The organism is Caulobacter sp. GW456-12-1-14-TSB4, from assembly GCF_059424195.1.
In genome coordinates, this window is the sequence record NZ_JBWKZF010000004.1 from 111115 (window position 1) to 135233 (window position 24119).

The following is a 24119-nucleotide window of genomic DNA, read 5'->3' on the forward strand; positions in this document are numbered from 1 at the left end:
GAGACGGCGCAAGCGCCTTTAGAGATCGCGGCTGAGCCGGTTAATGGAAACTTCGATTTCGACACAAAGGCCGCTGGGTTTCCAGTCGCGGCGCATCACCCCGCCCAGCTGCTGGGCCACGCTCATCTCGGCAAGGCGCGTGCCAAAGCCTTGACGCTCGGGCTCGCCGTCGATGGCGGGGCCTCCCGTCTCGCACCAGGTGACGCCGACCTTGGCGTCCGTCAGGGCGATCGCGACATGCACCTGGCCTTCCGCTGTCGCCAGGGCGCCGTATTTGGCCGCGTTGGTCGCCAGTTCATGGAACACGAGGGCGATCGGCGTGGCCCCGCGATCGTCGACCGGGACATCGTCGCCGTCGAGAACGATCCGCCCCTCGTCGAAGGCCGGGTAGGGCTTGAAAATCTCGATCAGCAAACCCTTCAGCGTCGAGCCGCCCAGGGCGGGCCTTGAAGCCTCGCTATGGGGCCGAGCAAACTCGTGGGCGCGCCCCAGCGCGGCGATCCGTTCCTGCAGACCCTTGGCGAACACACGCACCGACGGATCGTGCCGGCTGGACAGGCCGATCAGGCCTGACACCACGGCGAAAATGTTCTTGATGCGGTGGCTAAGCTCCCGGCTGAGCAGCTCGTTCTGCTCTGCGGCCATCTTGGCGTCGTGGATATCGGTGCAGGTCCCGATCCAGCGGGCGATTTCCCCCTCGTCATTGAACACCGGCAGGGCGCGGCCCAGCGTCCAACGATAGTCGCCGGACCTGTGACGCAGCCGGTACTCGATCTCGTAGGGCTCGCCCGTCTCCAGGCTGCGCTGCCACCGCGCCCAAGCCCGGTCTTGGTCCTGCGGATGGAACATCCCGTTCCAGCCTTCGCCGTCGGTGCTGCCTTTGGGCACGCCGGTGAATTCGTACCAGCGCGCATTGTAGTAGTCGTGGAAGCCGTCGGGCCGTGTCGACCACACCATCTGCGGCATGGCGTCGGTCAGAACCTGCAGCTGCGCGCGGCTTTGACTGAGCGCCTCGGCGGTCCCGGAGGCGTCGTCCAGCCAGGGCGCGCGCAGCGGTTCGGGTTCGATACGCACAGCGCCGACGATCGCATCAGGGTCTTTCAACTGCAAAGCTCATCTTCTGGTCTGGCGATGACCGCATCGGGCAGCGCGCGCGGCGGTCATGACATAGCCGAGCGGGGTTGGAAAAGTTCCAGACCTAGGCGTCGCCATCCGCGGCCGGGACGAGGGCGCGGAACGCCATCGGGAGAAAAGTCACTTTCGCGTGGCGTTCGATCTCGACCTTCTCGCCGTCGAGAATGGCGGGGATTTCACCGTGGGCCAGCACATCGACGCATCTGACCTTGGCGCGCGTGACCGAAGGGTCATTGCGCCATCCGTCGAAGGCGGCGTGAAAGGCCAGGCCAAACAGCCCCGCCGCCGTGCCGGGATCGACCGCCACGGCCTCAAGGGCGGCCTCTTCACCGTCCATGACCTGGGATATCAGCGGGCAGATCACCGCTACGGCGTCGGCCGATCCCTTTTGGTCGCCAAATTCGTAGTCGATCGCATCGGACAGGCTGCGGCGGGTCGCCGTCACCGCGCGCTTGGCCGCTTCCACAAGGTCGCCCTCGCGGACGGCTTCGCGCGCATCGGCCCACAACGACGGCGCGCCAAAGATCGCCGCGCAGTAGAACCGTTGGCCATTGGCTTCGCCGCCGCTGACCCTTCTGATCTCGGGCGCGGCGAGCGTCGCGGTCAAGGCGGCCTGCCAGTCGCCGGCGCCGTAGAGCGCCTTGGGCAACATGTTCATCGTGCCGCCCGGCAGCGGGATCAGATAGGGGCCATCATGGCCACAGAGGGTCGCGGCGCTGCCGATGGTGCCATCGCCGCCCAGGACGACCAGTACGTCAGCGTCAGCGACCGCTACTTCGAGCGTCTGGGCGATGTCCGAGGGCGAGACGACGTGGATCTCCACCGCGTCCAGTCCGGCTTCAGTGAAGATCCGCCGCGCCTGGCTTTCCGATGTCGCATCGCAGCTGCCGCTGGCGGTGTTGAACACGGCCACGACCCGGCCGGCGAGGGCCGCATGAGCCTCTGACATTGGAAATCCTGCCCCCTAGAAAAGCCAAGCTTGTTGGCGCGTCACGTCAACGCGCGCGGGACGAAAAGGATCTGTGGCGGGTTTGCCGTACGGGCTTCTTCTTGTCGCGCCCTGAAGGGCGCGGGGCTTAGGGCTCCGCCCTCGGCGCACTCCGGATCGTCTTCCGCCCAGCTTCGGGGCATTTTCGAACAGGCAAGCCATCGCCAGGCGAAAGCCCCTGCAGCCGGGTCCCCGCGAAGACGCCCCTCCGTTTGCACACCCGGTCTCGCCGACGGGCAAGGGTTCGAGGGCTCGAACCCTGGCTTGAAGGAAGAAAGCGATGGGAAGCGCAGCAGATGACCTGGACCCTAGGATCTATGTCGCGTGTCTGGCCGCCTATAATGGCGGCCAGCTGCACGGACGCTGGATCCGCGTCGGGGACGAGGCCGGACCGGTTTGGGACGAGATCGCCGCGATGCTGGCGGCCTCGCCGGTGGCGGGGGCCGAGGAGCACGCCATTCATGACCATGAGGGTTTTGGCGGGCTGGACATCGCCGAGTACGCCAGCATCGATCGCGTCGTGGCCTTGGCCAGCTTCCTGCGGGCGCGGGGACGGCTTGGGGCCTTGGTGCTGGCGGTTTTCGGCGGGGGATGTCGCGGCGGCGACGCGCGCGCTCGACGAGCAGTATCGCGGCTGTTTCGCCAGCCTCGCCGACAGCATCCAGGACCTGACCGAGGAAACGGTCGAAATCCCCGAGCCCCTACGCCTTTATATCGATTACGAGGCTATGGCCCGCGACGCGAGGTTGAATGGCGAGGTCTTCACCGTCGAGACGGGTCCCGACCAGGTTCACGTCTTCTGGAGCGTCTAGGCGCGCGGCAGGACCGCTACCAGGGCGAAGGCGGCCGCGCCGGCCAGCAGAGCGGCGGCGGCGAGCCCCGCCCAGCCGGCGGGGGTGAGGAGGCGAGCGGTCGGGCGAAGGCGCGGGGGCATGGGGCCAATCTAGAGCAGGGCCCGCCCAAGCGCTAGCGCAGGCGCTCAGGTCTCGCCCGGCGCGGGGAGGCCGGCGAACCAGTCCGCATAGGCGGTGTTTGCGGCCATGTGGCGATTGAGGTCGGGCGCGCCATCGTCCCACCACACCGGGCCGCGCTCGCCCAAGCCGACCTTGGCTGCCTGAACCTGGGCGCGCGCGTCGGCCTGGGCCTTGGCGTCGCCGCTGGCCAAGGCGGCGCGGACGGCGCGGCGGGCGTCCATCAGGTCATCGATCAGGGCTTGGCGGCGCGCGGGCGCGAGCGCCGGATCGCTGCGCCGCCAGAGGCGGCCGCGCACCACCAGATAACGACCATCGGGAGTGATCGGCGCGGACGGCTTCATCGGTCGAGCACGATCCAGGCTGGGGCGTGGTCGCTGGCCCCGTCCAGACCGCGCACCCAGCGGTCGACCCCGGCGTCGACGAGCTGACCCGCCAGCGCCGGCGACAGCAGGAGGTGGTCGATGCGCAGGCCCTTGTCGCGCGGCCAACGCTGGCGAAGATACGACCAGAAGGTCCACAGCGGCTCCTCGGGATGAACCGCGCGCAAGGCGTCGGTCCAGCCCTGGTCCAGCAGGCGCGCGAAGGCCGCACGGCTCTCGGGGCGCAGCAACGCGTTACCGCCATAGGAGTGGTTCGGATAGAGATCGGCTTCCGTCGGCACGACATTGTAGTCCCCGGCCAGCACGACCGGAACGCCCGCCGTCAGCAGGCTCTGGGCATGGGCCGCGAAGCGCTCGAACCAAGCCAGCTTGTAATCGAACTTGGGACCGGGGACGGGATTGCCGTTGGGCAGGTAGAGGCAGCCGATCAGCACGCCGTTCACCGCCGCCTCGATGTAGCGCGCCTGGGTCCTGTCCGGATCGCCGGGCAGGGCGGTGCGGGTGACCACCGGGGTCATGCCGTGCGCCAGGATGGCCACGCCGTTCCAGGTCCGCTGGCCGCGCCAGACGGCCTCGTAGCCCAGCGCCGCCAGGGGGGCTTGCGGAAACGCGCCCTGGTCGGCCTTCAGCTCCTGCAGGCAGACGACGTCCGGCGCCTCGGCCTCGAGCCACGCCGTCAGGACCGGCAGACGCGAGACGATGTTGTTGATGTTGAAGGTGGCGATGCGCAAGGCGGCCTAGTCGGTGTCGTCGGACGGCGCGGCCAGGCGCTGGGCCACCGCCTCGCTGTCGGGGCCCACGGCGATGACCGTGGCGCGCACGATCTCGACATCCACCGCCAGGCGCTGGGCCCAGCGCGCCAGGCATTGCGCATCGTCAAGATCGATCAACTCGACGTGGCCTTGCTCGGCCCGCGTGGCGGCGGCGGCAAGACGCGCGGCGGTTTCGCGCGCCGCCTGCGGGGTCATGGCCACGCCCGTCGGTCCAGGTCCGCGCAGGGTCACCTCGCCGTCCACTGGATCGACCTGGCCCGGTTCGTCGAAAGGCGTGAGTGGCATGGGAATCCTCCGGCCAGCAAAACCGTCGTTTCGCTGGGTCGTTCCCAATCAAGACGTCGGGAACGGTTTGGCTGAGTCGCGGATTCGCTTTGCAGCCAGGAGACTTAACGCCATGTCCAAACGTGAACTCATCGAGCCCACCCCCGGCGACAAGCGCTATGTGCGCCGCGACGAGGCGGGGCGCTTCAACGAGGCCGCCGACGTCGGCAAGTCGCTCGCCGCCGATCAGCGCCAACACGCCCGCCACGACGCGGGGCGGGGCCAGGGCGACAAGGGCGACCGCCAGACCTGACCAGCGCCTCATAGCCCAGGCTTGGCCACAGCGACGCGACCTTGGGCGCCGTGGCGAACGGGCGCGCCTGGCGGGGCGGCCAGAGCGTTCCCATATCAAGGTCATGCCCAAACCCCATGGCGCCCCCGCAGACCTCGACCTTTTCCAAGGCCAGGAGGATCTGGCGCTGAACGCCGAGATCATCGCCTTCGACGACGTCGCCCAGCGGCGCGAGCGGCTGCTGGCCTATGCCCAGGCCACGCGTGCGGTGATCGTCTATCGCTTCGCCATTCCGCCAGGCGCGCGTGTCGCGGCGCTGGGGACCGGCGATGCGCGCGCTGCGCGCGCCCAACTCGACCTGATCGTCGGCATGACGGGCGGGGCGGTGGCCAAGAGCCCGGCTGGCCTTACGGTGCGCATCCCCAAGACCCTCGCGGCCAGGTTCAAGGCCCTGGCCGGCCCGCTGGTCGCCGCCTTTCTGGTCTCGCTGGAGCTCGAACCGCCCGTCCAGGGCTGAACGAACGGCTTACCTGGATCGAGGCCGCGAACGAACGTGGCTGGGCCGGCGTTTGGTCTCCACAACCCCTTGGAGACAGACCATGACCACCGGTAAGGATCCGCAAACCGCCGACGGCCTGGGCGGCGTCCACAATGTCACCCAGCCGCGCGTCCCGGTCCCGGACTATCCGGCGAGCGCGACGCCCGCGCCCGCCGCGCCCGGTCCGATCCCCGCCAGCGACAGCCATATGGAAAGCGACACCGACCAGATCGGCAAGGTGGTCCACACCGAGCCCGTGCCGACGGCGTCGTCATCCGACGTCCGCGTCGCGCCGCGGCAAGCTTCGGCCTTTGCCGCCGAAAAGGCCCCGTCGCGGACCTAGGTCGCGCCGCCGAGCGCGGCGACGCGTTCGGCATGACCGGCCAGGGCTTCGTTCCAGGTGACGTAGTCGCGCGTGTCGACGATCTCGCCGTCCTCGAAGGTGGCGGTTTCGAAAAGGACGGGCTGGTCGAAGCCTGGCGATCCGGCCGGTCCGCGGTCCATGCCCGTAAACACCGTCGAGACCTCGATCCGTGGATTGATCTGCGTCTTGGCCACGATGCGCCGGCCATCCTGCTGGGCGGCCCGCATCCAGGCCCGCCAAGCCTCCGGATCGGGCTCGGCCACCGGCGCGGCGCCGTTGAGAATATAGCTCAGGGTCACGGTCGGGATCATGATCCTAGCCTAGCAGAAGTTGCGGCTGCGGCGAGCCCAGGCGAGGTCGCCGGCGTCGGCCCCGCGATCCTGCAAGGTCGCCATCAGCGGCGTGAGATCATGGAGCTTGTGAGCGACCAGGTGGACGACGTCGCCCTCGCGCTGGATACGGCCGTCCACGCCGATCAGGTGCGCGCCCAGAGCGATGCGGCGCTGAGCCTCGTAGAGGGTCTTCCAGATCACCAGGTTGGACACCGCCGTCTCGTCCTCGATGGTCATGAACATCACCCCCTTGGCCGTGCCGGGCATCTGGCGCACCAGCACCAACCCCGCGGTCCTGATCCGGCGGCCGTCTTTCGCGCCGGCGGCGACCTGACAGGAGACGCGCCCCAAGCCTTGCAGGTCCTGGCGCAGCAGGGCCAGGGGATGGCGGCGTAGTGAGAGGCCCACGTGGCTGTAGTCTTCGATGATCTCGCGACCCTCTGTCATGGCTTTGAGTCCAGGATCAGGCTCGTTGAGTTCGCAGGCGTCGGGCTGATCGAAGAGCGGCAGCGCGACATCGCGCAGGCCCTTGATGGCCCAGCCGGCCTCGCGGCGCGCCAGGCCCAGGGCTGGCCCGAACGCGTCGGCTTCGGCCAGGCGGGTCAAGGCGCCGGTCCCGATATGGGCGCGCCGCCAAAGGTCGGCGATCGAGGCGTAAGGCCCATCGCCGCGCGCCAGCACCAGCCGGGCGGCCTCGTCCTGCGCCAGCTTGCCGACCATGCGCAATCCCAGGCGCACGGCCAGCGACCCGTCCGGCTTTTCCTCCAGGGTGCAGTCCCAGCGCGAGGCGTTGACGCAGATGGGCCGCACCGCCACCCCGTGCTCGATGGCGTCGCGCACGATCTGGGCCGGCTGGTAGAAGCCCATCGGCTGGCTGTTGAGGAGGGCGGCGCAAAATACCTCCGGATGATGGCATTTGAGCCAGGACGAGGCATAGGCCAGCAGCGCGAAGCTGGCCGCGTGGCTTTCCGGGAAACCGTAGGAGCCAAAGCCCTCCAGCTGGCTGAAGGTGGCTTGGGCGAAGTCCTCCGGATAGCCGCGCGCGACCATGCCGCCCACCAGCTTGTCTTTGAAGTGGCTTACCCCGCCAGTGAACTTGAAGGTGGCCATGGCCCGGCGCAGCTGGTCGGCCTCGCCGGGCGTGAACCCGGCGCATTCGATGGCCACCCGCATGGCCTGTTCCTGGAACAGCGGCACCCCAAGGGTCTTGCCCAGAACCGCCTCCAGCTCGGCCTTGGGATAGGTCACCGCTTCCTTGCCCTCGCGCCGCCGCAGATAGGGGTGGACCATGTCGCCCTGGATCGGACCTGGCCGCACGATCGCCACCTCGATGACCAGGTCGTAGAACGACCGCGGTTTCAGGCGCGGCAGCATGGCCATCTGCGCGCGGCTCTCGATCTGGAAGACTCCCAGAGTGTCGGCCCGGCGGACCATCGCATAGGTGCGCGGGTCCTCTGGCGGGATGGTCGCAAGATCCAGCGCGACGCCCTTGTGATCCTTTAACAAATTCAGGCCGCGCTTGAGGCAGGTCAGCATGCCCAGCGCCAGGCAGTCGACCTTCATGAACTTCAGCGCGTCGATGTCGTCCTTGTCCCATTCGATGATCTGCCGGTCCTTCATCCGCGCCGGCTCGATCGGCACGAGCTCGTCGAGCCGGTCGTGGGTCAGGACAAAGCCGCCGGGATGCTGGGAAAACTGGCGCGGCGTGTTGAGCAGCTGCTGGGCCAGCTCCAGCGTCAGGCGCAGGCGTCGGTCCGACAGATCCAGGCCCATGTCGCGCGCGTGCTTTTCCTCGATGTCCTCGCGGCTGAAACTCCAGATCTGGCTCGACAGACCCTTGGTCATGTCCTCGGGCAGGCCCAGCACCTTGCCGACGTCGCGCACCGCGCCGCGCGGCCGGAAGCGATGCACGACCGCGACGATGGCGCTGCGGTGACGGCCATAGGTCTCGAACACCCATTGCATCACCGCCTCGCGCCGGCCGTGCTCGAAGTCGACGTCGATGTCGGGCGGCTCGTCACGCTCGGCGCTGACGAAGCGCTCGAATAGCAGGTCGTTTCGCTCAGGGTCGATCGAGGTGATCCCCAGCACGTAGCAGACCGCCGAATTGGCGGCCGACCCGCGCCCCTGGCACAGGATGTCCTGGCTGCGGGCATAGGCGACGATCGAATTGACGGTCAGGAAGTAGGGCGCGTAGCCGAGGCTGCCGATCAGGCGCAGCTCATGGTCGAGGATCCGCCGCACCTGCGGCGTCACCCCTTCGGGAAAGCGCTGGTCGGCCCCCGCCCAGGTCAGGCGCTCGAGGGTTTGTTGCGCGCTCTCTCCCTCGGCGGCGACCTCGCGCGGATATTGATAGCTCAGCTCGTCGAGCGAAAATCCGCAACGCCGGGCGATGATCAGCGAAGCGTCGAGGGCGGCGGGATGGCGCGAAAAGCGCCGCACCATCTCGCCCGGCGCCCGCAGTTCCCGGCCCGCATGGCGGTCGCGCCGAAAGCCGACGTCGTCGATGGTCGTATGTTCGCGGATGCAGGTGACAACGTCCTGCAGCATCCGCCGGTCCTTGTGGTGGAAGAGCACGCGATTGGTCGCCACCGGCGTCACCCCGGCTGCCCGCGCCAGCTGCTCCAGGTCGTAGAGCCGCAGGGCCTCGCCCGGGCGACGGCGCAAGGTCAGGGCGACATGGGCGTCGGCGCCGAAGATCGCCGACAGCCGCGCCAGTTGGCGGGCGCAAAGATCGTCGGCCAGATCGGGGACGAGGATGGCGATCAGCCCCTGGGCATGGGCGGCCAGGTCGGCGTGATCGATGTCGCAAGCGCCCTTGCCGGCCCGGGCCTTGCCCAGGGACAGAAGACGGCAAAGCCGGCCATAGGCGGCCCGGTCGGTGGGATAGACCAGCACGGTCATGCCATCGCGCAGCACCAGTTCGCAGCCGACGATCAGGCGAAGGCCTACGGCTTTCGCCGCGACATGGGCTTGGACCATCCCCGCCAGGCTGTTGCGATCGCACAGCGCCAAAGCCCGATAGCCCAGGCGCGCGGCCTCGTCGAAGAGCTCGGCTGGCGAGGAGGCGCCGCGCAGCAGCGAAAAGTGGGAGGCGCAATGCAGCTCGACATAGTCGCCAAGGTCTTCAAAGGCTTGGGCGAGGTTGTTCATCCAAAAACCCCGGCCATGAACCAGCGCTGGCTGCCGCTGGTCGGATCCTCGCCATCGCCGTCCCGGAAGATCCAATAGCGCTCGCCGCCTTCGTCCTCGACCTGGAAGTAGTCGCGCGAACGCGCCAGCTCGGCGTCGGCCTTCCACCATTCGCCAAACACCCGCTCAGGACCGTCGGCGCAGCGCACGCGCCGGCGCACCCCGCGCCAGGTGAAAGAGGCCGGCGGCTGGTCGGGCAGCAGCGCCACGGTCTCGATCGGCTCGGGACGCGGGAAGAAGCGGGTGGGGCGCGGCCAGTCGACGGGCCAGGAAAAGCCGACTGGCCGTTCCAGCGCCGACGCCTTGCGCACGCTGCGCTCGGGGATGTCGCTGTCGGCGCTGGCTAGCCGGTAAACGCTCTGCGCCCCCAGTCTTAGGGCGAGCGTGTCGATCAGGCCCGACAGATCCGCGCCGGCGCGGCGGCCGGCAAGCGCGTCGCCTTGCTTGTAGGCCAAGGTTTCGGCCCCCGGCGCGGCCAGCACCATCCTGTCGATCCCAAAGCCCGGATCGATCTTCTCGAGTTTCTCGCACAAGAGCTTGGCCAGCCGCGGCGCATCGCGCGAAGGGGCCGACAGGCCAAGGCGCGCGGTCTCGATGCGGTTGTCGACCCGAAAGAAGAAGGCGTCGAGCGCCCTGGCCCCCAGGCTGGCGCCTTCGAGCGCGGCGCACAGTTCGACGGTCAGCTCGCCCAGATAGCGCGCCAGGGTCTCGGGCGCCCCAATCGGCTCGGCGAAGATCTTGGCCGCGCGCAGGGTCTCGCGCGCGAACACCGGCTCGATCGGCTCGCGCTCACGGCCCAGAGCCTGGTCGAGGCGCCGGATGGGCTCGAGGCCAAAGCGATGGGCTAGGGGCCCCTTGGGCGTGGCGTCCAGTTCGCCGATGGTGTCCAAGCCCGGCTTGGCCAAGGCCTGGACGAGCGCGGCGGGCAGGCGCAGGGCCGCGACCGGCAGGGGATGAAGCTCGCGGCCAAGCGCGCCTGGCGGCACGACGAAGACTGGGCGCAGGCTGTAGCGGGCCAGGGCGTGGGCGCCGCCCCAACTGTCGGCGATCGCCACCTTGGCCGATAGGCCCGCCTTGGTGAGCCGATCGCGGATGTCGATCAGCATTTTCTCCTCGCCGCCGAACAGGTGAGCGCAGCCGGTGGCGTCGATGACCAGCCCGTCGGGCGGATCGGCCGCGACGCTGGGCGAATAGAGCCGCTGGGCCCAGAGCGCCAGGCGCTGCAGGGCCGCCAGGTCGGCCTCGGCGTCCAGGTCGTGCAACACCAGGCCAGGAACTAGCGCGGTGGCGTGGGCGATCGCCTGGCCGATGCGCAGGCCGGTCTTGGCCGCCGCCAGGTTCATGTGCGCGATGGCCCGGCGGCGGCCGATCCGCCCGACCATCACGATCGGCGCTTCGGACGCCGTCTCAAGCGACGGCGCGGCCTTGGCTGTAATCGCCTGACCGTGCGCGCGCGCCAGCCGGTCGGTGGGCCAGCGGGGCAGGAAGACGGAGATGACCCTTTGCGTCACAGGCTTCTAGCTCGATGTCGAAGGCGTCGCCGGCGCGGCAGCGGAGAAGTTCGAGAAACCAGCGGGGACGGCCCACGCCGGGCACAGGCAGCGGAGAGGAGGGCAGGGGCGAGACCCGCCAGCGGGTCTGGGCGGCCGTCGGCTGGCCAAGATCGGCCGCGTCGGCCACGCGCCGCCATCGTCGCACCGCGATGGCCAGTTGCCCGCTTTTCTCGGCCGCCAGCTGGAGGCGCCGGGAAGCGGTCATCGAGAGCTTGCCGACCTCACCGACGACGCCGGCCAGGCCCGGCCAGCGCAAGCCTTCCTCCATGGCCGCCAGCACGCCGGCCTCGTCGCCCGCGTCGGCGAAGATCACCCGTTCGGGCGGCAGGCCGACCTGAGCCAGAGACGGGGCGAAGAGATCGGCCTGGCGCCGGCACCACAGGACCTCGCCCTGGGCCCTTGCCAGGATGCCGGCCGCGAACCGCGCCGCCGCCGCGCCGTGCAGGGCCTCGTCGGCGCCGCCGGCCACTTCGTGAAGGGCCCCCAGCGCCAATCCGCCGCCCGGCAGCCGCGCGTCGAGCGGCGCGACGCCGAACGGCAGCACCGCATGGGTCGCACGATCCTGCGCCTCGACGGCGCGGACCTGGCGACGCAGGGCGGCGAGCGTGACCGGGCTTGGAGCCGACGATGGGGCGGGGGCGGGTGTCAGGGTCATGTCCGGAGGTAAAACGAAGTTGTTCTAGCTTTGTTCTCGGCTTGACCATGGAGTCAATCGGCGCCCGGTGCGGCGCAGGCGCGCGCTTGTCGTGGAATCCAGGCAGCGCAAGGCCTTGGCGGGAATCACAATTTTTCAGCGGCGACCGAAGCTGACGTAAGCCTTGCCGCAAGCTTCGCGTCAGGCGTGTCGATGCCCACCGTTCGCCCATATCTTGGGCCCAGGGCGGTTAGTCCTCGTGCGGCGCGGCCAGGGCGGCAAGGCGTTGGGCCGGGCAAGCCGCGATGGCCCGCCAGAGCCGCTCGACCAAGAGCGCTTGGTAGGCGGCCTGCTGGACTGGCGCGGGGCCCGCTTCCAGGGCGTGGGCCAATGCCTGGCGGACACCCTCGTCGGGACCGGTCTCCAGGGCGATGGCCTTGTCGATCTCGATCGCGGCATAGGCCGCGCGCCGCACCAGCCCCGTCTGGGGCGCCAGCATCCGAGCGCCCAGCCAGGTCTCGCCGGCGAACCGCCACACCGAAAAGCCCACGGCCATGACGCCGCGCCGCGCGACGGCGCGCCAGTAGTCGATCGGAGCCTCGGGATCGGAAAGCGCCAGCCTCATCCCGACTCAACGCGCTAACCGCGCAAGGGTGGCCGGCGAGCCTAGCTCGCCAGGGCGCGCGGGGAAGCGCCTAGACGGCTCATCGCCACCAGCCGCGTGTGGAACGGCGCCAGGTCTGGGCGCTTGGCGAGCAGGACCCGCAGCGCGGCGGCGACCGGCGGCGCCAAGGCCGGCGTCTCCTCGACCAGGCGCGTGGTCACCGCCACGATCATCCGCAAGTCAGGCGATAGCAGCCGGCGGTGCTGGTCCTCCAGCCGCCAGTACCAGCGGCGATCGCCGCCCTCGGGATAGTCGGCCATGGCCTTTTCGCAATCGAGGATCAAGGCGGCCAAGCGCTGCTCGACGCCGATCGTGCGCGCGCACATGCGAAAATCCTGCTCGAGCATGGCGACCTCCTCAACCGATGACGTCGCCGACCGCCGCGCCCCGCCTGGCTCGGGATCAAAATCTCTTCAGGCCGCCACGGCCTCGCGCTTGGGCGGCGGGTCGATCACCCGCAGGTCCTCGGCCGGCAAGGGTCGCTACAGGGCGATAGCCTCCTTCCACGGCGCGCGCAGCCAGACATCGACCGCCTCGGCATCGCGCGTGATGGCGCGGCCGTGAAGGCGCGCCGATCGCCGAACCGATGATCTTTGTCAGCGCAGCTGGCTGTCCTTGCTGCCGCGCCGGTTGATGCCCCCGATGACCAGGCGCTTGTCGCGGCCCGACTGGCACGTCACGCAGGTGCGCGCGCCGGGCAGGGCCTTGCGCCGGGCCAGCGGAATATCCTCGCCGCATTCGTCGCAGGTCAGCGCGCCTTCGCCGCTGGGCAGACGCGCGCGCGCATGCAGCACGCCGTCGATGACCGTGTCTTCGATCTGGTCGAGCACACCGCCGTCATGGGTCCAGCCGCCGGCCATGTCTGTCGTCAACTCCCGTGGTTTGTCAGCCTGTTAGATGGGAAACCCTCACCCATGTCGCCAGCCGCGACCGTCGTTGGCGTCGGAGGCGAATTGTCGCGGGATCGGTGATCAGATCACGGCTCGGATCAGGCCCAGAGCCCGGGCTTCCTCGGCTTCGATGTACCAGTTGGACGGGGCGCGTTCGAGCACGGTGGCCATGTCGACCGAGGAGCCGGCGATCAGGTTGGCGAAGCCCTCGTTCTGGATGGCGATCGAGTGCTCGATCTCATGCAGGACCGCCTTGACCGACGCCACGCAGGAGGTCAGCGGGCCGTTGAGCTCCAGGGTTTTGTTGAGCTTGCGCTCATGGATCATCAGGCGCGTGCCCCGCGTCAGGTAGCGGTTGGCCGGCGCGAAGAAGCTCATGAAGGTGGCCCCGGCCGAATAGATCGCCGCCTTACCCAGGAACACGAAGCGGCGGTCGGGCGAAATCTCGCTATGGAAGCGTACGTCCTCACCCATCATCCGCGCGACCTCCGGATCGCCGCCCAGGGTCGAAAGCTCGACGATGACCAGCTCGTGGTCGGCGCCGGCCAGTTGCTGGCGAAACGCCTGGTACATGGCGTAGTCGACGGGGCCGGCCAGCAGGATGCGCGGTCCGGCGAACGCGGCTGGCGGCAAGGTGAGGCCGTCGTCGGCCATGGCGGCGAAATTTCCATCGCTCATGCGGCAAGCTCCAGGCAAAAGGCGGGTGTGTAGCGTTCGGCCTGCCAGCGCCCGACCACGGCGCCGCTGGCGTCGAGCAGCAGGATCTGGCTGTCATGGTCCTTGACGCTGGCGCGGGCGGCCAGCCAGCGGGCCCTGCGTTCGGCCGCGGCGAAGGTCGGCAAGGCGGCGATCTCGGCCGCGTCCTGCAGCTCAACGCGCCATCCGTCGGCGCTGGGAAAGACGAGATAGGTGAACACGGCCAGGCGCTCCAAGCAGATTGGGCGAGCTGCAACGGGTTACGGCGCCTGGCGGTTCCAGGCCGCCGTTCGGCATCGGTTCGAGCGCCTTCGATGCGGCTCGCGCGTTAAGCCCACGACGCGCGCGCCGGCTCGGCGCGCCCTTAAAGGAGGCTTAGATGTTCGAGACCCCATCGTCCGATCCCGCCCAGGCCGCGCCGATCTCCGCGCCCGCCGCCCCCGAAGGCGCCGACCTTCTCGTCCGCGCCAAGCCGCATGACGAGGCCTTCTGGGATCAGCATCCCGACGTTCAAACCTACAAGGTGGAGATGAAGACCGGCCAGGCTGACGTCGACGATTGGGAGGTCCTCGTCTGGCTCAAGCCCGGCGCGGCGACCGAGACGGCGAAAGCGCCCGGTCAAGACCAGATCCCCGACCGGCCGGCCGACGCGACCTTCGAGGTCCACGCCGCCCACGACCTGTCGTTCTTCAGCCGCCATCCGCAGGTGTCGGCCTGGCGCGCGGCCATCGCGCTCAACGAGCACGGACCTGGCGCGGCCCATAAGGTCGAGGTGTGGCTGCGCGCCGCGCCCCAGGCGTAACGATCACCGCTTAAGCGATCTGCTCCTTGCGGCATTGCGCCGGCGCCTTGTCGGGCCGAAACCGGATCAGCCGCGTGCCGTGGCGAAAACGGCCGGCCGAGACGTGGTCGAAGGACACCTCGACCACGATCTTGGGCTTGAGCGGCGTCCATTGGCTGGAGCGTTCGTCCGACCAGCGGCTGGGGCCGCCAGGCGCGTCGCCGGTGAACCCAGGACCGCCGGCCAGCGCCTCCAGCCGCTTGGTCAGGTCGCGCCGATCGACAGCGGCCAAGCCTGAGGTGAAGCCGACGTGATCGAGGCGGCCGTCCTCGTCATAGAGGCCAAGCAGCAGGGAGGCGACCACGTCACTGTCCTTGCCATAGCGAAAGCCGCCGACCACGCAGTCGGCCGTCCGCTCGCGCTTGACCTTGACCATCGCGCGCTCGCCCTGCGCGTAGGGACCGTCCAGACGCTTGGCGACGACACCTTCGAGCTTGCCCTCGTCCAACCAGGTCTGGGCCAGGGTGACCCTAGACGTTCCTGGGGTGAGGGTCAGGGCGCGATCATCGAGGCCGTCCAGGAACGCGGCCAGGGCTGCGTGACGCGTGCTCAGGGGCCGCTCGCGCAGGTCCGCGCCGTCTGGCGCCTGAAGCATGTCGAAAAGCGCCAGGACGGCGGGCGTCTCCTTGGCCAGGCGCTGGATGCGGCTTTGGGCCGGGTGAAGCCGCAGCTGCAAGGCCTCGAACGAGAACGTCCCATCGACCAGGATCAGCAGCTCGCCATCGACCGCGAAGCTTTCCTGGGGCAGCGCCAGCAGCCGCTCGACCACCTCGGGAAAGTAGCGGGTCAAGGGCTTTCCTGACTTGGCCTGCAGGATCACCGCGCCGCCCTGGCGAAAGGCCAGGCAGCGAAAGCCGTCCCACTTGGGCTCATACCACCATCCCGGCTCCGAAGGCAGGACCGGCGCCGAACGCGCTTCCATGGCCTGGGCCTCGACGAGGGCGACCTTGGCCATCAGGCCTCGCGCTTGCCTTCGGCCGGATCCCCGGCCGGGCCCAGGCGCCCGTCGGTCGGCGACGCGGGGATGTCGCCGGGCGGCTCGGGCGATTTGGGCGTGGACTTGGGCGGCGGGGCGGGGGTTTGCTCGGTGCGGGTCATGGCGGCGCCTTTCTTTGCTCTCTAGGGAGCGCGGACGCCGATGGCCTGTTCCACGCCCGAACCCGTCTGGCCGCCGGTCGCGCCGCCGCTCCACACCACTTGGCCGTCGGCGTCGCGCACCAGGAGGCCAACGGTAATGGCCTCCTGGCTGGACAGGCCGTGGTCACGCAGGATTTCGGAAATCAACAGCAACGCCTGGCGAATTGCGGCGTTTTGGTCCGCTGCCTCGACGATTTCGGTGGTCGTCGCGCCGTCACTGTCGATTTCGAAGTGAAAGGTGCTCATGGCCACACGCTAGGCGCGTCGGGATGAACAGGAGCTGATGGACGATGGAGGCGTAGATGGTGGATCGGTTGATCGCCAAGCTTAACCTTCGAGACGAACTTACCACCACAGAGCGCGACCTGCTCGCCAGCGTGCTGGAGCCTGAGCGCCGCCACCGCGCGGGCGTGGATCTTATCAGGCCCGGGGGGCGACCCGATCACGCCACCCTGCTGCTTTCCGGCTTTTGCGGGCGCTATGGAATCTTGCGCGATGGCCGTCGGGTTTTCCTGTCGGTCCATGTCGCCGGCGACTTCATCGACCTCTTTGGTCTGCTGATCCCGCAACTCGATTACGGGGTGGTGGCGCTGACGGCCTGCGTCACGGCCGCCGCGCCCCACGATAAGCTTTTGCGCATCACCCAGGACCATCCCCATCTGACGCGCCTGTTGTGGCTGGAAACGGCGTTGGAGGGGGCTGTCCACCGCGAGTGGCTGCTTGGCCGGGGCCAGGACGCCGATGGACGTCTGGCGCGGTTCCTGTGTGAGATGACCGCCCGCCTCGAGCTGGTCGGCTTGGCGGTCGAGGATGCCTTCGAGCTGCCGCTGACCCAAGTCCAGCTTAGCGAGGTCCTGGGAATGACCGCCGTCCACCTGAGCCGAACGATCAAGGCCCTGCGCGCGACCGGGGTGGTGGAGTGGCAGGGGCGTCATATCCGGATCCTCGATCGGGCGCGGCTGATGGCGGCTGGCCAATTTGACCCGACCTACCTTCGCCCCTATCGCGAAGCGGTCTGACCATCGAAGGCCTCGCCGGGAGGGGCCGCCTAGACGCAAACCCCCGCGCCCCCGAGCGTTCCAAATGCCCCAATGGGGGTATCAATTGATCGGCTGGCCACGGCTTAAAGCTCGGGCGCGGGCGGAGTTGGTCGCGCGGCGCCGCGATCAAGGTCGGTCTGGGGCCGGAAGGCCTCGGGGTCGAACTCCCCAAGCGCGGCCAGCCGATCCCAATCAAGGATCTGCAGGACGCCGTTCTTGACCACCGCCAGGCCATCGTCACGCAAGCCGCGGAGCACGCGGTGGATATGCACAACCGATAGACCCAGCGCGTCAGCGATGTCGATCTGCAAGGCGGGCAGGGCGCAGCGCCCATCCTTGGCGAGGGCCAGGGTCTTCTGACGCCAATAGATCTCGCAGAAGAAGTTGGCCGTGCGCGCTGCGGCGGACCGCCGGCCCAGGCTGACCATCCAGTTTCGTTGCGTGCGCGCCTCCGTCAGCACCGCCCTTAAGAGCGCGGCCAGCAGTCCGGCCTGGTCGTGCAGCAGGGCCTGAAGCTCGCGGGCGCCGAGGCGGCGCACCTCGCAGGGCGCCAGCGCCCTGATCTCATGATCGGCGCCAACAAAAAGGCCGGCAAGATCGATCAGGTCGCCGGGCGTGGCGACGCTGAAGATCTGGCGCGTCCCTTCGGCGAGAACCGTCTGCTTGACCGCCAGACCCCGCGCCAGGAGGCGTAACTGGGCGCGACCGCCGGCCGGGGCGATGACCTCGCCGGCCTCGAACGTCTCGGTCTTGAGGACGCACGCGGCCAGCCGCTCGCGAAGGCCTTCGCCAAGCGGACCGAAGCGGTCGAGGCTCGCAATCAAAAGACGGTTCAAGACGCTTGGTCCGAACCCATTCGCGAGACGACGGCGATGCAACTTTCCTCGCGCCAAATCTCGATGCGCTCGCAGCTGCGATGCTCGGCGAGCAAGCTGCGCGCGTGCTGCGAGGGATCCATGGCGTCGATGTCGAAGTCGACGAAGGTCGTTCTAAGATCGTTAGCCACGCCGACGAAGATGAGTGGGGCGAGCAAGAGAACCTCCGGGTGAGCGGAGAATCTAGGCGGATCGATCGAGACGCGCGTTAATCTAGGTTATCGGCTCTTATCTTTTGATGGGCCGCTGGCTTCCTTGGGGAGGGCCTCTGGCCTCGCATGCAATGTCCTTATCCGCCGCGATCGCGCCACTGATTGAGAAGATGAACCGCCGGGACGCGATCTCGCCGGTCGAGCGCGAGGCCCTGACACGCCTGCTGGGACCCACGCGCGCGGTCGCCGCCAGAAGGCCGCTGATCGAGCCGGGCGATCGGCCCCACTTCAGCACCTTCCTGGTCAGCGGCTTTTGCGCTCGTTTCAGCGTGACCCCGAGCGGGGGGCGACAATTGACCGAAATCAATGTCGCTGGCGATTTTGTCGACCTGCACAGCCTGCTGATGCGCCAGATGGACCACGGGGTCCTGGCCTTGTCGGACTGTGTCATCGCGCCAGCCGCCCATGACGACCTTCGTCGCCTCACCGAACAGCATCCCCACCTGACCCGGCTCCTGTGGCTGGAGACCGTGGTCGACGGCGCCATCCATCGCCAGTGGCTGGTGACCATGGGCCAGCAGAACGCCGCCAGCCGTTTGGCGCACTTGATGTGCGAGCTCTATGTCCGCCTGGAGGCCGCCCGCCTGGCCAGCGACTTCAAATTCGCCCTGCCCATGACCCAGGTCGATCTTGGCGATGTTCTGGGCCTGACCCAAGTGCATGTGAACCGCGTGTTGATGGAGCTGCGCCGGCAAGGGGTGGTCGAGTGGAAGAGCGGGCAAGTGATGATCAACGACTGGACAGCCTTGGCGCAGCTTGGCCAATTCGATCCCGGCTACCTGCGCCTGCAGAGCGACCCGGTCTGAAGCTGGGCGGTCAAATGATCATGGCGGAACGACGGTGATCGGCGCCGCGTTGCGCAGGCCATCATCGCAACGACGGAGCTTCCGATCCGGCGCGTGATGCGACAGCGGGGCCGCACGTGTGGAATGATCATAACTCGCCTTTGGCGCCGCCGGCGCGCGCTGGCCAAGACCCCGCGGGCCGCGGAGACGCGCTGAAGCCCGATGCGCTGCTGGCGCTCTTAGCGGCGCTGGATGCGGTGGGCTATGATTTCGTCACCCCGACCCCATCGGTGAGCCGCCGCGGCGCCGAACGGCGTCTTTCGCGGGCCGCGCCGCTGCGGGCGGTCTTCGGATGGAGCCAGGCCGTGGCCAGCGCCGATCTTGACCCAGCCATCCTGGCCTTGGCCAAGGACGCTGGCATTTTGGTTGAGGACGGGGAGGTTTGCCGCAGCGTCCTGCGCGTATCGCGGCTGGCGGGGATGCTGTTGCTGCATTCGGCCTTTCCGGCCACGGCCAGCGACGCGGTGTTCCTGGGCCCGGACTCCTACCGCTTCGCGCGCTTCATCGCGCAAGCCACCGCCGGTCGCCAGGTCGGGGCCCTCGCCGAAATCGGCTGCGGCGCGGGTGTCGGCGGCCTGGTCGCCGGCCGCCTCCACCGGGCCGCCCGGGTCGAGCTGGGCGACGTCAATGGCGCGGCGCTGGCGCTGGCGGCGGTGAACGCCGCCTATAACGGCGTGCCAGCGCGAACCCTCATCAGCGATGGCATGGCCGCTTTGGACGGTCCTTACGATCTCATCGTCGCCAATCCTCCCTATGTCGCGGGGGTTTCCGGGCGCGCTTACAAGGACGGTGGCGACATGCACGGCGCGCGCTTGGCGCTCGACTGGGCTGGCCAGGCGCTCGACCGCCTGGCGCCGGGCGGCCGGCTGGTGCTCTACACCGGCAGCGCGATCCTCGACGGCGGCATCGACGCCCTGCGCGCGGCCCTGGAAGACATGGTCGCCGGCGCGCCTTGCCGGTTGACCTACGAGGAGCTGGACCCGGACATCTTCGCCGGGGAATTGCGTCGCGACGCTTACGCCGACGTCGAGCGTATCGCCGCGGTCGGGGCGGTGATCGCGCGCCCCTAGTCCAAGGCTTGCGGCTGGCCGTGCGGCCGGCGCGTCGTCAGGTTGAGACCATCGCCGCTGGCCAGCACATGCAGACGCACGTCGAAGATCGAAAGCGCCCGTTCGGCGCGAGCCTCGGCGATATTGGAGGCGCTGACGCCCTCGGCGTCGACGACATAGACCGCGCCGCTGCCGATCACCTTGAAGTCGTCGCCCTCCAGGACGATGGCGGTATCCTCGTCAATGCCAACGCCCAGCACACGCGGGCTTTGCGCTACAGCGCCCAGCAAGCGGCCGATGCGGCCGCGTTCGGCGAAGTGCTGGTCAATAATGGTGTCGCGCACCAGGCCAAGGCCCGGCGCCATCTGTAGGTCGCCGATGCGATGGGTCTCGGAACTGGCGCCGCGCACCATCATGGTGTCGCTCATCACCGAGGCGCCGGCCGACGTGCCGGCCAAAACACCGCCAGAGCGCCAGATCTCGCGGATTCGCGCCTCGATCGGGGTATCGCCGATCTGGCTGCTGATCCGCAGTTGGTCGCCGCCGGAGAAAAACACGCCGGCGGCATTGTCCAGCAGCGCCAGCTTGTCGGCCTGGTGGGTCTCGGCGCGGTCTTCGATATAGAGCTCGACGAGATCGGTGACGCCGAGCGCTGCAAAGGCCTTCTGGTAGGTCTCGAAGTAGCCCTCGGGGGCGTGCGAGGCGATGGTGGCCAGCACGAGGCGGCCGCCCTTCAGGCGCTCGGCGACGGCCTTGAGGATAACCTTCTCGCCCTCCTTGTCCTCGTGCCCTCCGATGATGATTAGCGGGCCGTCAGCGGTCGAAGCGGTGGTCATGCATGGTCTTTCTGGACGTCCTGCGCCCGATTGACGAAGGCCTGAGCGGGGTGTTGCGCGCTGGCGTGGGCGACGGCGAACTGGGCGCTGTTGTGCCCCCAGTCGATGCGTCCGTCGGCGTCGATGACGATCAGTCCGGCCTCGCCGCCCACGCGCGCCAGGCGGTCCAGGGCCGCGGCGATGGCCGGCCCCGGGGGGAGGGCCTCGAGACTGCTGATGAGATGGGCGGCCAGGGTGGTGCGGATCAGGCTCTCGCCTTCGCCCGACAGCGACACCCCACCAACGGCGTTGTCGGCGTAGAGGCCGCAGCCGGGCAGGGGGCTGTCGCCGACCCGTCCTGGATGGCAGCCGGTCAGGCCGCCCGTCGAGGTTCCGGCGGCCAGGTTGCCCAGGCGATCCAGCGCCACGCAGCCGACCGTATCGCAGCCGGGGTCGCCGGAGCGTTCGACCACAAGGTCCTCGGGGTCGCAGACTTCGCCGTTGTGGTCGCGGGCAAAGGCCTCGGCCCCGTCGCCAACCAGCAGCACGGGTTTCTCCGCCAGCATGGAGGCCGCCACCGAAATGGGGTGGCGCAGGGTTCTGACCGCCGCCACGCCACCAACGTTCAGGGTCGCGCCATCCATGATCGCCGCGTCGAGCTCGACATCGCCCTTGGCGTTGAGCACAGCGCCATAGCCTGCGTTGAAGGTCGGGTCGTCCTCCAGGGCGCGGACCGCCGCCTCGACGGCGTCGAGAGCGCTGCCGCCGGCCTCCAGGATCGCTTGGCCGGCCGCGAGCGCCAGCAGGCAGCCGTCGCGGTGGGCTTGCTCCAGGCCAGGCGGAATGTCCTTGGCTCCGCCATGCACGATGATCGCCCAATGGCCGTCACGCACGCGGGCCTCAGGCAAGGGCGACCTCCGGTTCGCCCGCCAGCGACGCTGGCGCGCTTGTCGGCTGGAAGGCGGTCACCTGCTTCCAGACCGCATCGACCGCCGTCGGGAAAACCAGCACCAGGTCGCCGGGGCGGGCCATGCGCAAGGCCGCATCGACCGACCGCGTTTCGCTGAGAATGCGATGGATACGCTCATCGGGAAAACTAGCCCGCAAGGCGCCGTCGGTGAGCAGCGAGACGACCGAACCTGCGGGCCGGCCACGTCCGTCGGGAAGCTCGCGGAAGATCAAGTCGTCGAACATCTCGGCGGCGATGGCGCCCATTTCCAAGATGTCTTCGTCACGCCGATCGCCAGGGATGCTGACGACGCCGATGACGCGGCCGACCTGGGGCCGCAGCTGGGCGACGAGGTCTCCCATGGCGCGCATGGCGCCGGGATTGTGGGCATAGTCGACGATGACCCTGAAACCATGGGCGTCGTGGATATTGAACCGCCCCGGGTTCTCGGCGTGCGACGAGGTGAAGGCGCCAAGCGCGCGGGCCATGGTCGGCGGTGTCGCCCCCAGGCCGTGTCCAGCCAGGATCGCGGCCAGGGCGTTGGCGATGTTGAACCGCGCCATCCCATTGAGGCTGGCGGGCAGCGCATCGGCGTGCATCAGCGACCAACGCTGCCCCTTGTCGTGCAGCACCAGCTCACCGCCCCGAACCGAGGGCTCCAACGCCGCCAAGAGGCCGCCTTCGGCGACATGCTTTTGAAGGAACGGGCTCATCTCCAGGCCGCCCTTCAAGGTGAAGTAGCCGATGCGCCCGCCCGCGTGTCGCGCCATCCGAAGCGTGAGCGGATCGTCGGCGTTCAGGACGCTGACGCCCCGCCGGGAGACGGACTCTGAAACGATCGACTTGACCGCCGCCAAGTCTTCCAAGGTGTCTACGCCCTTGAGGCCGAGATGGTCGGCCGAGACATTGAGCACGATCCCGACATCGCAGCGGTCGAAGGCCAGGCCTTCCCGGAGCATGCCGCCGCGTGCGGTTTCGAGGACCGCGACCTCGACGGTCGGATCGCGCAGCACCATGCGCGCGCTCTTGGGGCCGCTGGCGTCGGCGTCCAGGATCTTCTCGTCGTTGACATAGACGCCGGTGGTGTTGGTCAGGCCCACGGTCTTGCCCATCTCACGGGCGATGCGGGCGACCATCCGCACGACGGTCGACTTGCCGTTGGTGCCGGTCACCGCACAGATTGGGACACGGCTGCGCGCCCCGGGCGGGAAAAGGTTTTCGACCACGGCCTTGGCCACGTCGCGTGGCTCGCCTTCGGAAGGCTCCAGGTGCATGCGAAAGCCGGGCGCGGCGTTGATCTCGACGATGCCGCCGCCGGTCTCGCGAACAGACCGCGTGATGTCGGGAGCCATAAAATCGATGCCGGCCACGTCCAGCCCGACCGTCAAGGCGGCGCGGCGGGCGATGGCGGCATTGTCAGGGTGGATGACGTCGGTGCGGTCGATCGCCGTGCCGCCGGTCGAGAGGTTGGCGGTCGCGCGCAGGACGACCACGGCGCCGGACGCAGGCACGGCGTCCAAGGAAAGGTCGACCCGCGACAACATCTCGCGGACCTGGTCATCGACGACGATGCGGGTCATCACCTGCTCGTGGCCGGCCCCGCGTCGCGGGTCCTGGTTCACGGCTTCGATCAATTGGGCCACGGTGCTGGCCCCATCGCCGATGACCTGTGCCGGGACCCGTTCGGCCACGGCCGTGACCTGGCCACCGATGACCAGGATGCGGTAGTCGCGGCCGACATACTGTTCTTCGACGATAACGCGGCGGCCGTGCTTGATCGCCTGCTCGTAGCCCCATCGCACCTGATCGGGCGTTTCCAGGCCCAGGCTGACGCCTCGACCGTGATTGCCGTCCAGAGGTTTAAGGACCACGGGCCCCTTGATCCGTTTGGCCTGGGCAAGCGCCTCGTCGAGCGTGCGCACGACGCCGCCGCGCGGCGCAGGAAGGCCGGCGGCCGCAAGCAGGGTCTTGGTCAGGGCCTTGTCGCCAGCCGTCATCACCGCGATATGGCTGGTCTGGCCGGTGATGCTGGCGCGGATCAGCTTGCGCCGCGCGCCCCAGCCCAGCTGGATCAGGCTCTGCTCGTCGAGCCGCTGGACCGGGATGCCGCGGCGGCGCGCCGCGACGACCAAGGAACGCGTGGTCGGGCCGAGCATCTCACGCCGGGCGATGGCGCGCAGATGGTCGAGTGTGTGGCGCAGGTCAAAGAACGGCGGGGTCAGGTCGCCGGCGGGCGGGGCGATGCGATCGAGGCCTTCGACGCCCTGAAGGTCGCGCGGCAGCAGACTGTGAACCAGTTCGATCGCAGCTCGTCCCGCCGCACGACCCAGACCCTCGCCCTCATAGACATAGAGAATGTTGTAGACGCCGGGACGGGCCTTGACCGAACGGGTCTTACCGCGCCCGACCTCGACCCCTGCCATCTTCTGCAGCTCCAGCGCCACGTGCTCGATCACATGGCCAAGCCATGTGCCTTCACGCATCCGCAGCACCAGACCGCCATGGGCCTTGTAGGAGCAGCCATGCGCCTCAAGTCCGGGCAGCGCCGCCAAGAGATGGTCGGTAAATCCCGCGAGCCGGTTGGTGGGCCAAGCCTCCAGCGCCCCTAGGTCAAGCTGGATGCGCACCATCGGCCGGCTGGCGTAGAGGTGAGGTCCGCGATAGGTGGCGGTTTCGAGAACCCGCATG

General features: G+C 68.8%; 31 protein-coding genes and 1 pseudogene. 9 read left to right on the forward strand and 23 right to left on the reverse strand.

What is annotated here, in order from left to right:
* Positions 1-18: 18 nt before the first annotated feature.
* Entirely contained in the window at positions 19-1104 is a 1086-nt protein-coding gene (locus AC07YH_RS05170; protein ID WP_494745939.1) for a sensor histidine kinase, read from the reverse strand.
* Positions 1105-1198: 94 nt separating this feature from the next.
* A complete protein-coding gene (locus AC07YH_RS05175; RefSeq protein ID WP_494745940.1) occupies positions 1199-2041 on the reverse strand; it encodes a diacylglycerol/lipid kinase family protein in 843 nt (280 codons plus the stop codon).
* A gap of 361 nt (positions 2042-2402) precedes the next feature.
* Between AC07YH_RS05175 and AC07YH_RS05180 the strand changes: the two are divergent.
* Together AC07YH_RS05180 and AC07YH_RS05185 are read left to right on the forward strand one after the other, a co-directional pair.
* A pseudogene (locus AC07YH_RS05180) lies at positions 2403-2621 on the forward strand (antirestriction protein ArdA); the annotation flags it as partial.
* 58 nt (positions 2622-2679) lie between these two features.
* Positions 2680-2934 carry an antirestriction protein ArdA gene (locus AC07YH_RS05185; protein ID WP_494745941.1) on the forward strand — a complete coding sequence of 85 codons (255 nt, stop codon included), beginning with the start codon at positions 2680-2682 and terminating at the stop codon, positions 2932-2934.
* Here AC07YH_RS05185 and AC07YH_RS05190 read toward each other — a convergent pair.
* Genes AC07YH_RS05190 through AC07YH_RS05205 form a run of 4 tightly spaced genes read right to left on the reverse strand, consistent with a single transcriptional unit; the run spans position 2931 to position 4534 of the window.
* Entirely contained in the window at positions 2931-3056 is a 126-nt protein-coding gene (locus AC07YH_RS05190; RefSeq protein WP_494745942.1) for a hypothetical protein, read from the reverse strand. The genes AC07YH_RS05185 and AC07YH_RS05190 overlap by 4 nt on opposite strands.
* A gap of 45 nt (positions 3057-3101) precedes the next feature.
* Positions 3102-3437, reverse strand: a complete 336-nt coding sequence (locus AC07YH_RS05195) for a hypothetical protein (protein ID WP_494745943.1) — start codon at positions 3435-3437, stop codon at positions 3102-3104.
* Positions 3434-4207: an exodeoxyribonuclease III gene (locus tag AC07YH_RS05200; RefSeq protein WP_494745944.1), complete on the reverse strand. Its 774-nt coding sequence runs from the start codon at positions 4205-4207 to the stop codon at positions 3434-3436. The genes AC07YH_RS05195 and AC07YH_RS05200 overlap by 4 nt, the downstream gene beginning before the upstream one ends.
* 6 nt (positions 4208-4213) lie before the next feature.
* Positions 4214-4534 carry a DUF3606 domain-containing protein gene (locus AC07YH_RS05205; RefSeq protein ID WP_494745945.1) on the reverse strand — a complete coding sequence of 107 codons (321 nt, stop codon included), beginning with the start codon at positions 4532-4534 and terminating at the stop codon, positions 4214-4216.
* A 112-nt stretch (positions 4535-4646) separates the two neighbouring features.
* On the opposite strand from AC07YH_RS05205, the gene AC07YH_RS05210 reads away from it, so the two are divergent.
* The 3 genes from AC07YH_RS05210 (at position 4647) to AC07YH_RS05220 (ending at position 5686) form a co-directional block, all read left to right on the forward strand.
* The gene (locus tag AC07YH_RS05210; protein WP_494745946.1) at positions 4647-4826 is read left to right on the forward strand and encodes a hypothetical protein; all 180 of its coding nucleotides are present in this window, start codon (positions 4647-4649) and stop codon (positions 4824-4826) included.
* A 103-nt stretch (positions 4827-4929) separates the two neighbouring features.
* Positions 4930-5322, forward strand: a complete 393-nt coding sequence (locus AC07YH_RS05215; protein ID WP_494745947.1) for a hypothetical protein — start codon at positions 4930-4932, stop codon at positions 5320-5322.
* Positions 5323-5404: 82 nt separating this feature from the next.
* Complete coding sequence (locus tag AC07YH_RS05220; protein WP_494745948.1) at positions 5405-5686, forward strand: hypothetical protein; 282 nt, start codon at positions 5405-5407, stop codon at positions 5684-5686.
* Here the strand turns inward: AC07YH_RS05220 and AC07YH_RS05225 are convergent.
* The 9 genes from AC07YH_RS05225 to AC07YH_RS05265 all read right to left on the reverse strand — a co-directional run bounded on the left by AC07YH_RS05225 (position 5683) and on the right by AC07YH_RS05265 (position 13889).
* Complete coding sequence (locus AC07YH_RS05225; protein ID WP_494745949.1) at positions 5683-6018, reverse strand: hypothetical protein; 336 nt, start codon at positions 6016-6018, stop codon at positions 5683-5685. The two genes, AC07YH_RS05220 and AC07YH_RS05225, sit on opposite strands and share 4 nt — an antisense overlap.
* A 9-nt stretch (positions 6019-6027) precedes the next feature.
* Positions 6028-9192, reverse strand: coding sequence for an error-prone DNA polymerase (locus AC07YH_RS05230; protein ID WP_494745950.1), 3165 nt, complete (start codon positions 9190-9192; stop codon positions 6028-6030).
* Positions 9189-10742: a DUF6504 family protein gene (locus AC07YH_RS05235; RefSeq protein WP_494745951.1), complete on the reverse strand. Its 1554-nt coding sequence runs from the start codon at positions 10740-10742 to the stop codon at positions 9189-9191. Before AC07YH_RS05235 ends, AC07YH_RS05230 begins: the two co-directional genes overlap by 4 nt.
* The gene (locus AC07YH_RS05240) at positions 10639-11439 is read right to left on the reverse strand and encodes an ImuA family protein (RefSeq protein WP_494745952.1); all 801 of its coding nucleotides are present in this window, start codon (positions 11437-11439) and stop codon (positions 10639-10641) included. Before AC07YH_RS05240 ends, AC07YH_RS05235 begins: the two co-directional genes overlap by 104 nt.
* Before the next feature lie 229 nt (positions 11440-11668).
* On the reverse strand, positions 11669-12043 hold the full coding sequence (locus tag AC07YH_RS05245; RefSeq protein ID WP_494745953.1) for a hypothetical protein: 375 nt from the start codon (positions 12041-12043) through the stop codon (positions 11669-11671).
* 41 nt (positions 12044-12084) lie between these two features.
* Positions 12085-12429, reverse strand: a complete 345-nt coding sequence (locus AC07YH_RS05250) for a hypothetical protein (RefSeq protein ID WP_494745954.1) — start codon at positions 12427-12429, stop codon at positions 12085-12087.
* 249 nt (positions 12430-12678) lie between these two features.
* Entirely contained in the window at positions 12679-12954 is a 276-nt protein-coding gene (locus AC07YH_RS05255; RefSeq protein WP_494745955.1) for a DksA/TraR family C4-type zinc finger protein, read from the reverse strand.
* Between the two features lie 99 nt (positions 12955-13053).
* Entirely contained in the window at positions 13054-13650 is a 597-nt protein-coding gene (locus tag AC07YH_RS05260) for a peptidase S14 (RefSeq protein ID WP_494745956.1), read from the reverse strand.
* Entirely contained in the window at positions 13647-13889 is a 243-nt protein-coding gene (locus AC07YH_RS05265; RefSeq protein ID WP_494745957.1) for a hypothetical protein, read from the reverse strand. Before AC07YH_RS05265 ends, AC07YH_RS05260 begins: the two co-directional genes overlap by 4 nt.
* Before the next feature lie 158 nt (positions 13890-14047).
* Here AC07YH_RS05265 and AC07YH_RS05270 point away from each other — a divergent pair, with 158 nt between their 5' ends.
* The gene (locus AC07YH_RS05270) at positions 14048-14470 is read left to right on the forward strand and encodes a hypothetical protein (RefSeq protein WP_494745958.1); all 423 of its coding nucleotides are present in this window, start codon (positions 14048-14050) and stop codon (positions 14468-14470) included.
* Between the two features lie 10 nt (positions 14471-14480).
* Here the strand turns inward: AC07YH_RS05270 and AC07YH_RS05275 are convergent, their stop codons facing one another.
* The 3 genes from AC07YH_RS05275 to AC07YH_RS05285 are packed head-to-tail and all read right to left on the reverse strand — an operon-like array spanning position 14481 to position 15892.
* A complete protein-coding gene (locus AC07YH_RS05275; protein ID WP_494745959.1) occupies positions 14481-15464 on the reverse strand; it encodes an ATP-dependent DNA ligase in 984 nt (327 codons plus the stop codon).
* The gene (locus AC07YH_RS05280; protein ID WP_494745960.1) at positions 15464-15607 is read right to left on the reverse strand and encodes a hypothetical protein; all 144 of its coding nucleotides are present in this window, start codon (positions 15605-15607) and stop codon (positions 15464-15466) included. The genes AC07YH_RS05275 and AC07YH_RS05280 overlap by 1 nt, the downstream gene beginning before the upstream one ends.
* 21 nt (positions 15608-15628) lie before the next feature.
* Positions 15629-15892, reverse strand: a complete 264-nt coding sequence (locus AC07YH_RS05285) for a DUF6894 family protein (protein WP_494745961.1) — start codon at positions 15890-15892, stop codon at positions 15629-15631.
* A 56-nt stretch (positions 15893-15948) separates the two neighbouring features.
* On the opposite strand from AC07YH_RS05285, the gene AC07YH_RS05290 reads away from it, so the two are divergent.
* Positions 15949-16665 (forward strand): Crp/Fnr family transcriptional regulator, encoded by a 717-nt coding sequence (locus AC07YH_RS05290; RefSeq protein WP_494745962.1) that lies wholly within the window; start codon positions 15949-15951, stop codon positions 16663-16665.
* A 104-nt stretch (positions 16666-16769) separates the two neighbouring features.
* On the opposite strand, the gene AC07YH_RS05295 is transcribed toward AC07YH_RS05290, so the two are convergent.
* Positions 16770-17564 carry a Crp/Fnr family transcriptional regulator gene (locus AC07YH_RS05295; protein ID WP_494745963.1) on the reverse strand — a complete coding sequence of 265 codons (795 nt, stop codon included), beginning with the start codon at positions 17562-17564 and terminating at the stop codon, positions 16770-16772.
* Positions 17519-17719, reverse strand: a complete 201-nt coding sequence (locus AC07YH_RS05300; RefSeq protein WP_494745964.1) for a hypothetical protein — start codon at positions 17717-17719, stop codon at positions 17519-17521. Before AC07YH_RS05300 ends, AC07YH_RS05295 begins: the two co-directional genes overlap by 46 nt.
* Positions 17720-17883: 164 nt before the next feature.
* On the opposite strand from AC07YH_RS05300, the gene AC07YH_RS05305 reads away from it, so the two are divergent.
* Together AC07YH_RS05305 and AC07YH_RS05310 are read left to right on the forward strand one after the other, a co-directional pair.
* Positions 17884-18579, forward strand: a complete 696-nt coding sequence (locus AC07YH_RS05305; protein WP_494745965.1) for a Crp/Fnr family transcriptional regulator — start codon at positions 17884-17886, stop codon at positions 18577-18579.
* Positions 18580-18719: 140 nt separating this feature from the next.
* On the forward strand, positions 18720-19688 hold the full coding sequence (locus tag AC07YH_RS05310) for a methyltransferase (RefSeq protein ID WP_494745966.1): 969 nt from the start codon (positions 18720-18722) through the stop codon (positions 19686-19688).
* On the opposite strand, the gene AC07YH_RS05315 is transcribed toward AC07YH_RS05310, so the two are convergent.
* The 3 genes from AC07YH_RS05315 to cphA are packed head-to-tail and all read right to left on the reverse strand — an operon-like array spanning position 19685 to position 24118.
* On the reverse strand, positions 19685-20503 hold the full coding sequence (locus AC07YH_RS05315; protein WP_494745967.1) for a cyanophycinase: 819 nt from the start codon (positions 20501-20503) through the stop codon (positions 19685-19687). The two genes, AC07YH_RS05310 and AC07YH_RS05315, sit on opposite strands and share 4 nt — an antisense overlap.
* Positions 20500-21390: an isoaspartyl peptidase/L-asparaginase family protein gene (locus AC07YH_RS05320; RefSeq protein ID WP_494745968.1), complete on the reverse strand. Its 891-nt coding sequence runs from the start codon at positions 21388-21390 to the stop codon at positions 20500-20502. The genes AC07YH_RS05315 and AC07YH_RS05320 overlap by 4 nt, the downstream gene beginning before the upstream one ends.
* Positions 21383-24118 (reverse strand): cyanophycin synthetase, encoded by a 2736-nt coding sequence (gene cphA / locus AC07YH_RS05325; protein ID WP_494745969.1) that lies wholly within the window; start codon positions 24116-24118, stop codon positions 21383-21385. Before cphA ends, AC07YH_RS05320 begins: the two co-directional genes overlap by 8 nt.
* Position 24119: the final 1 nt, after the last annotated feature.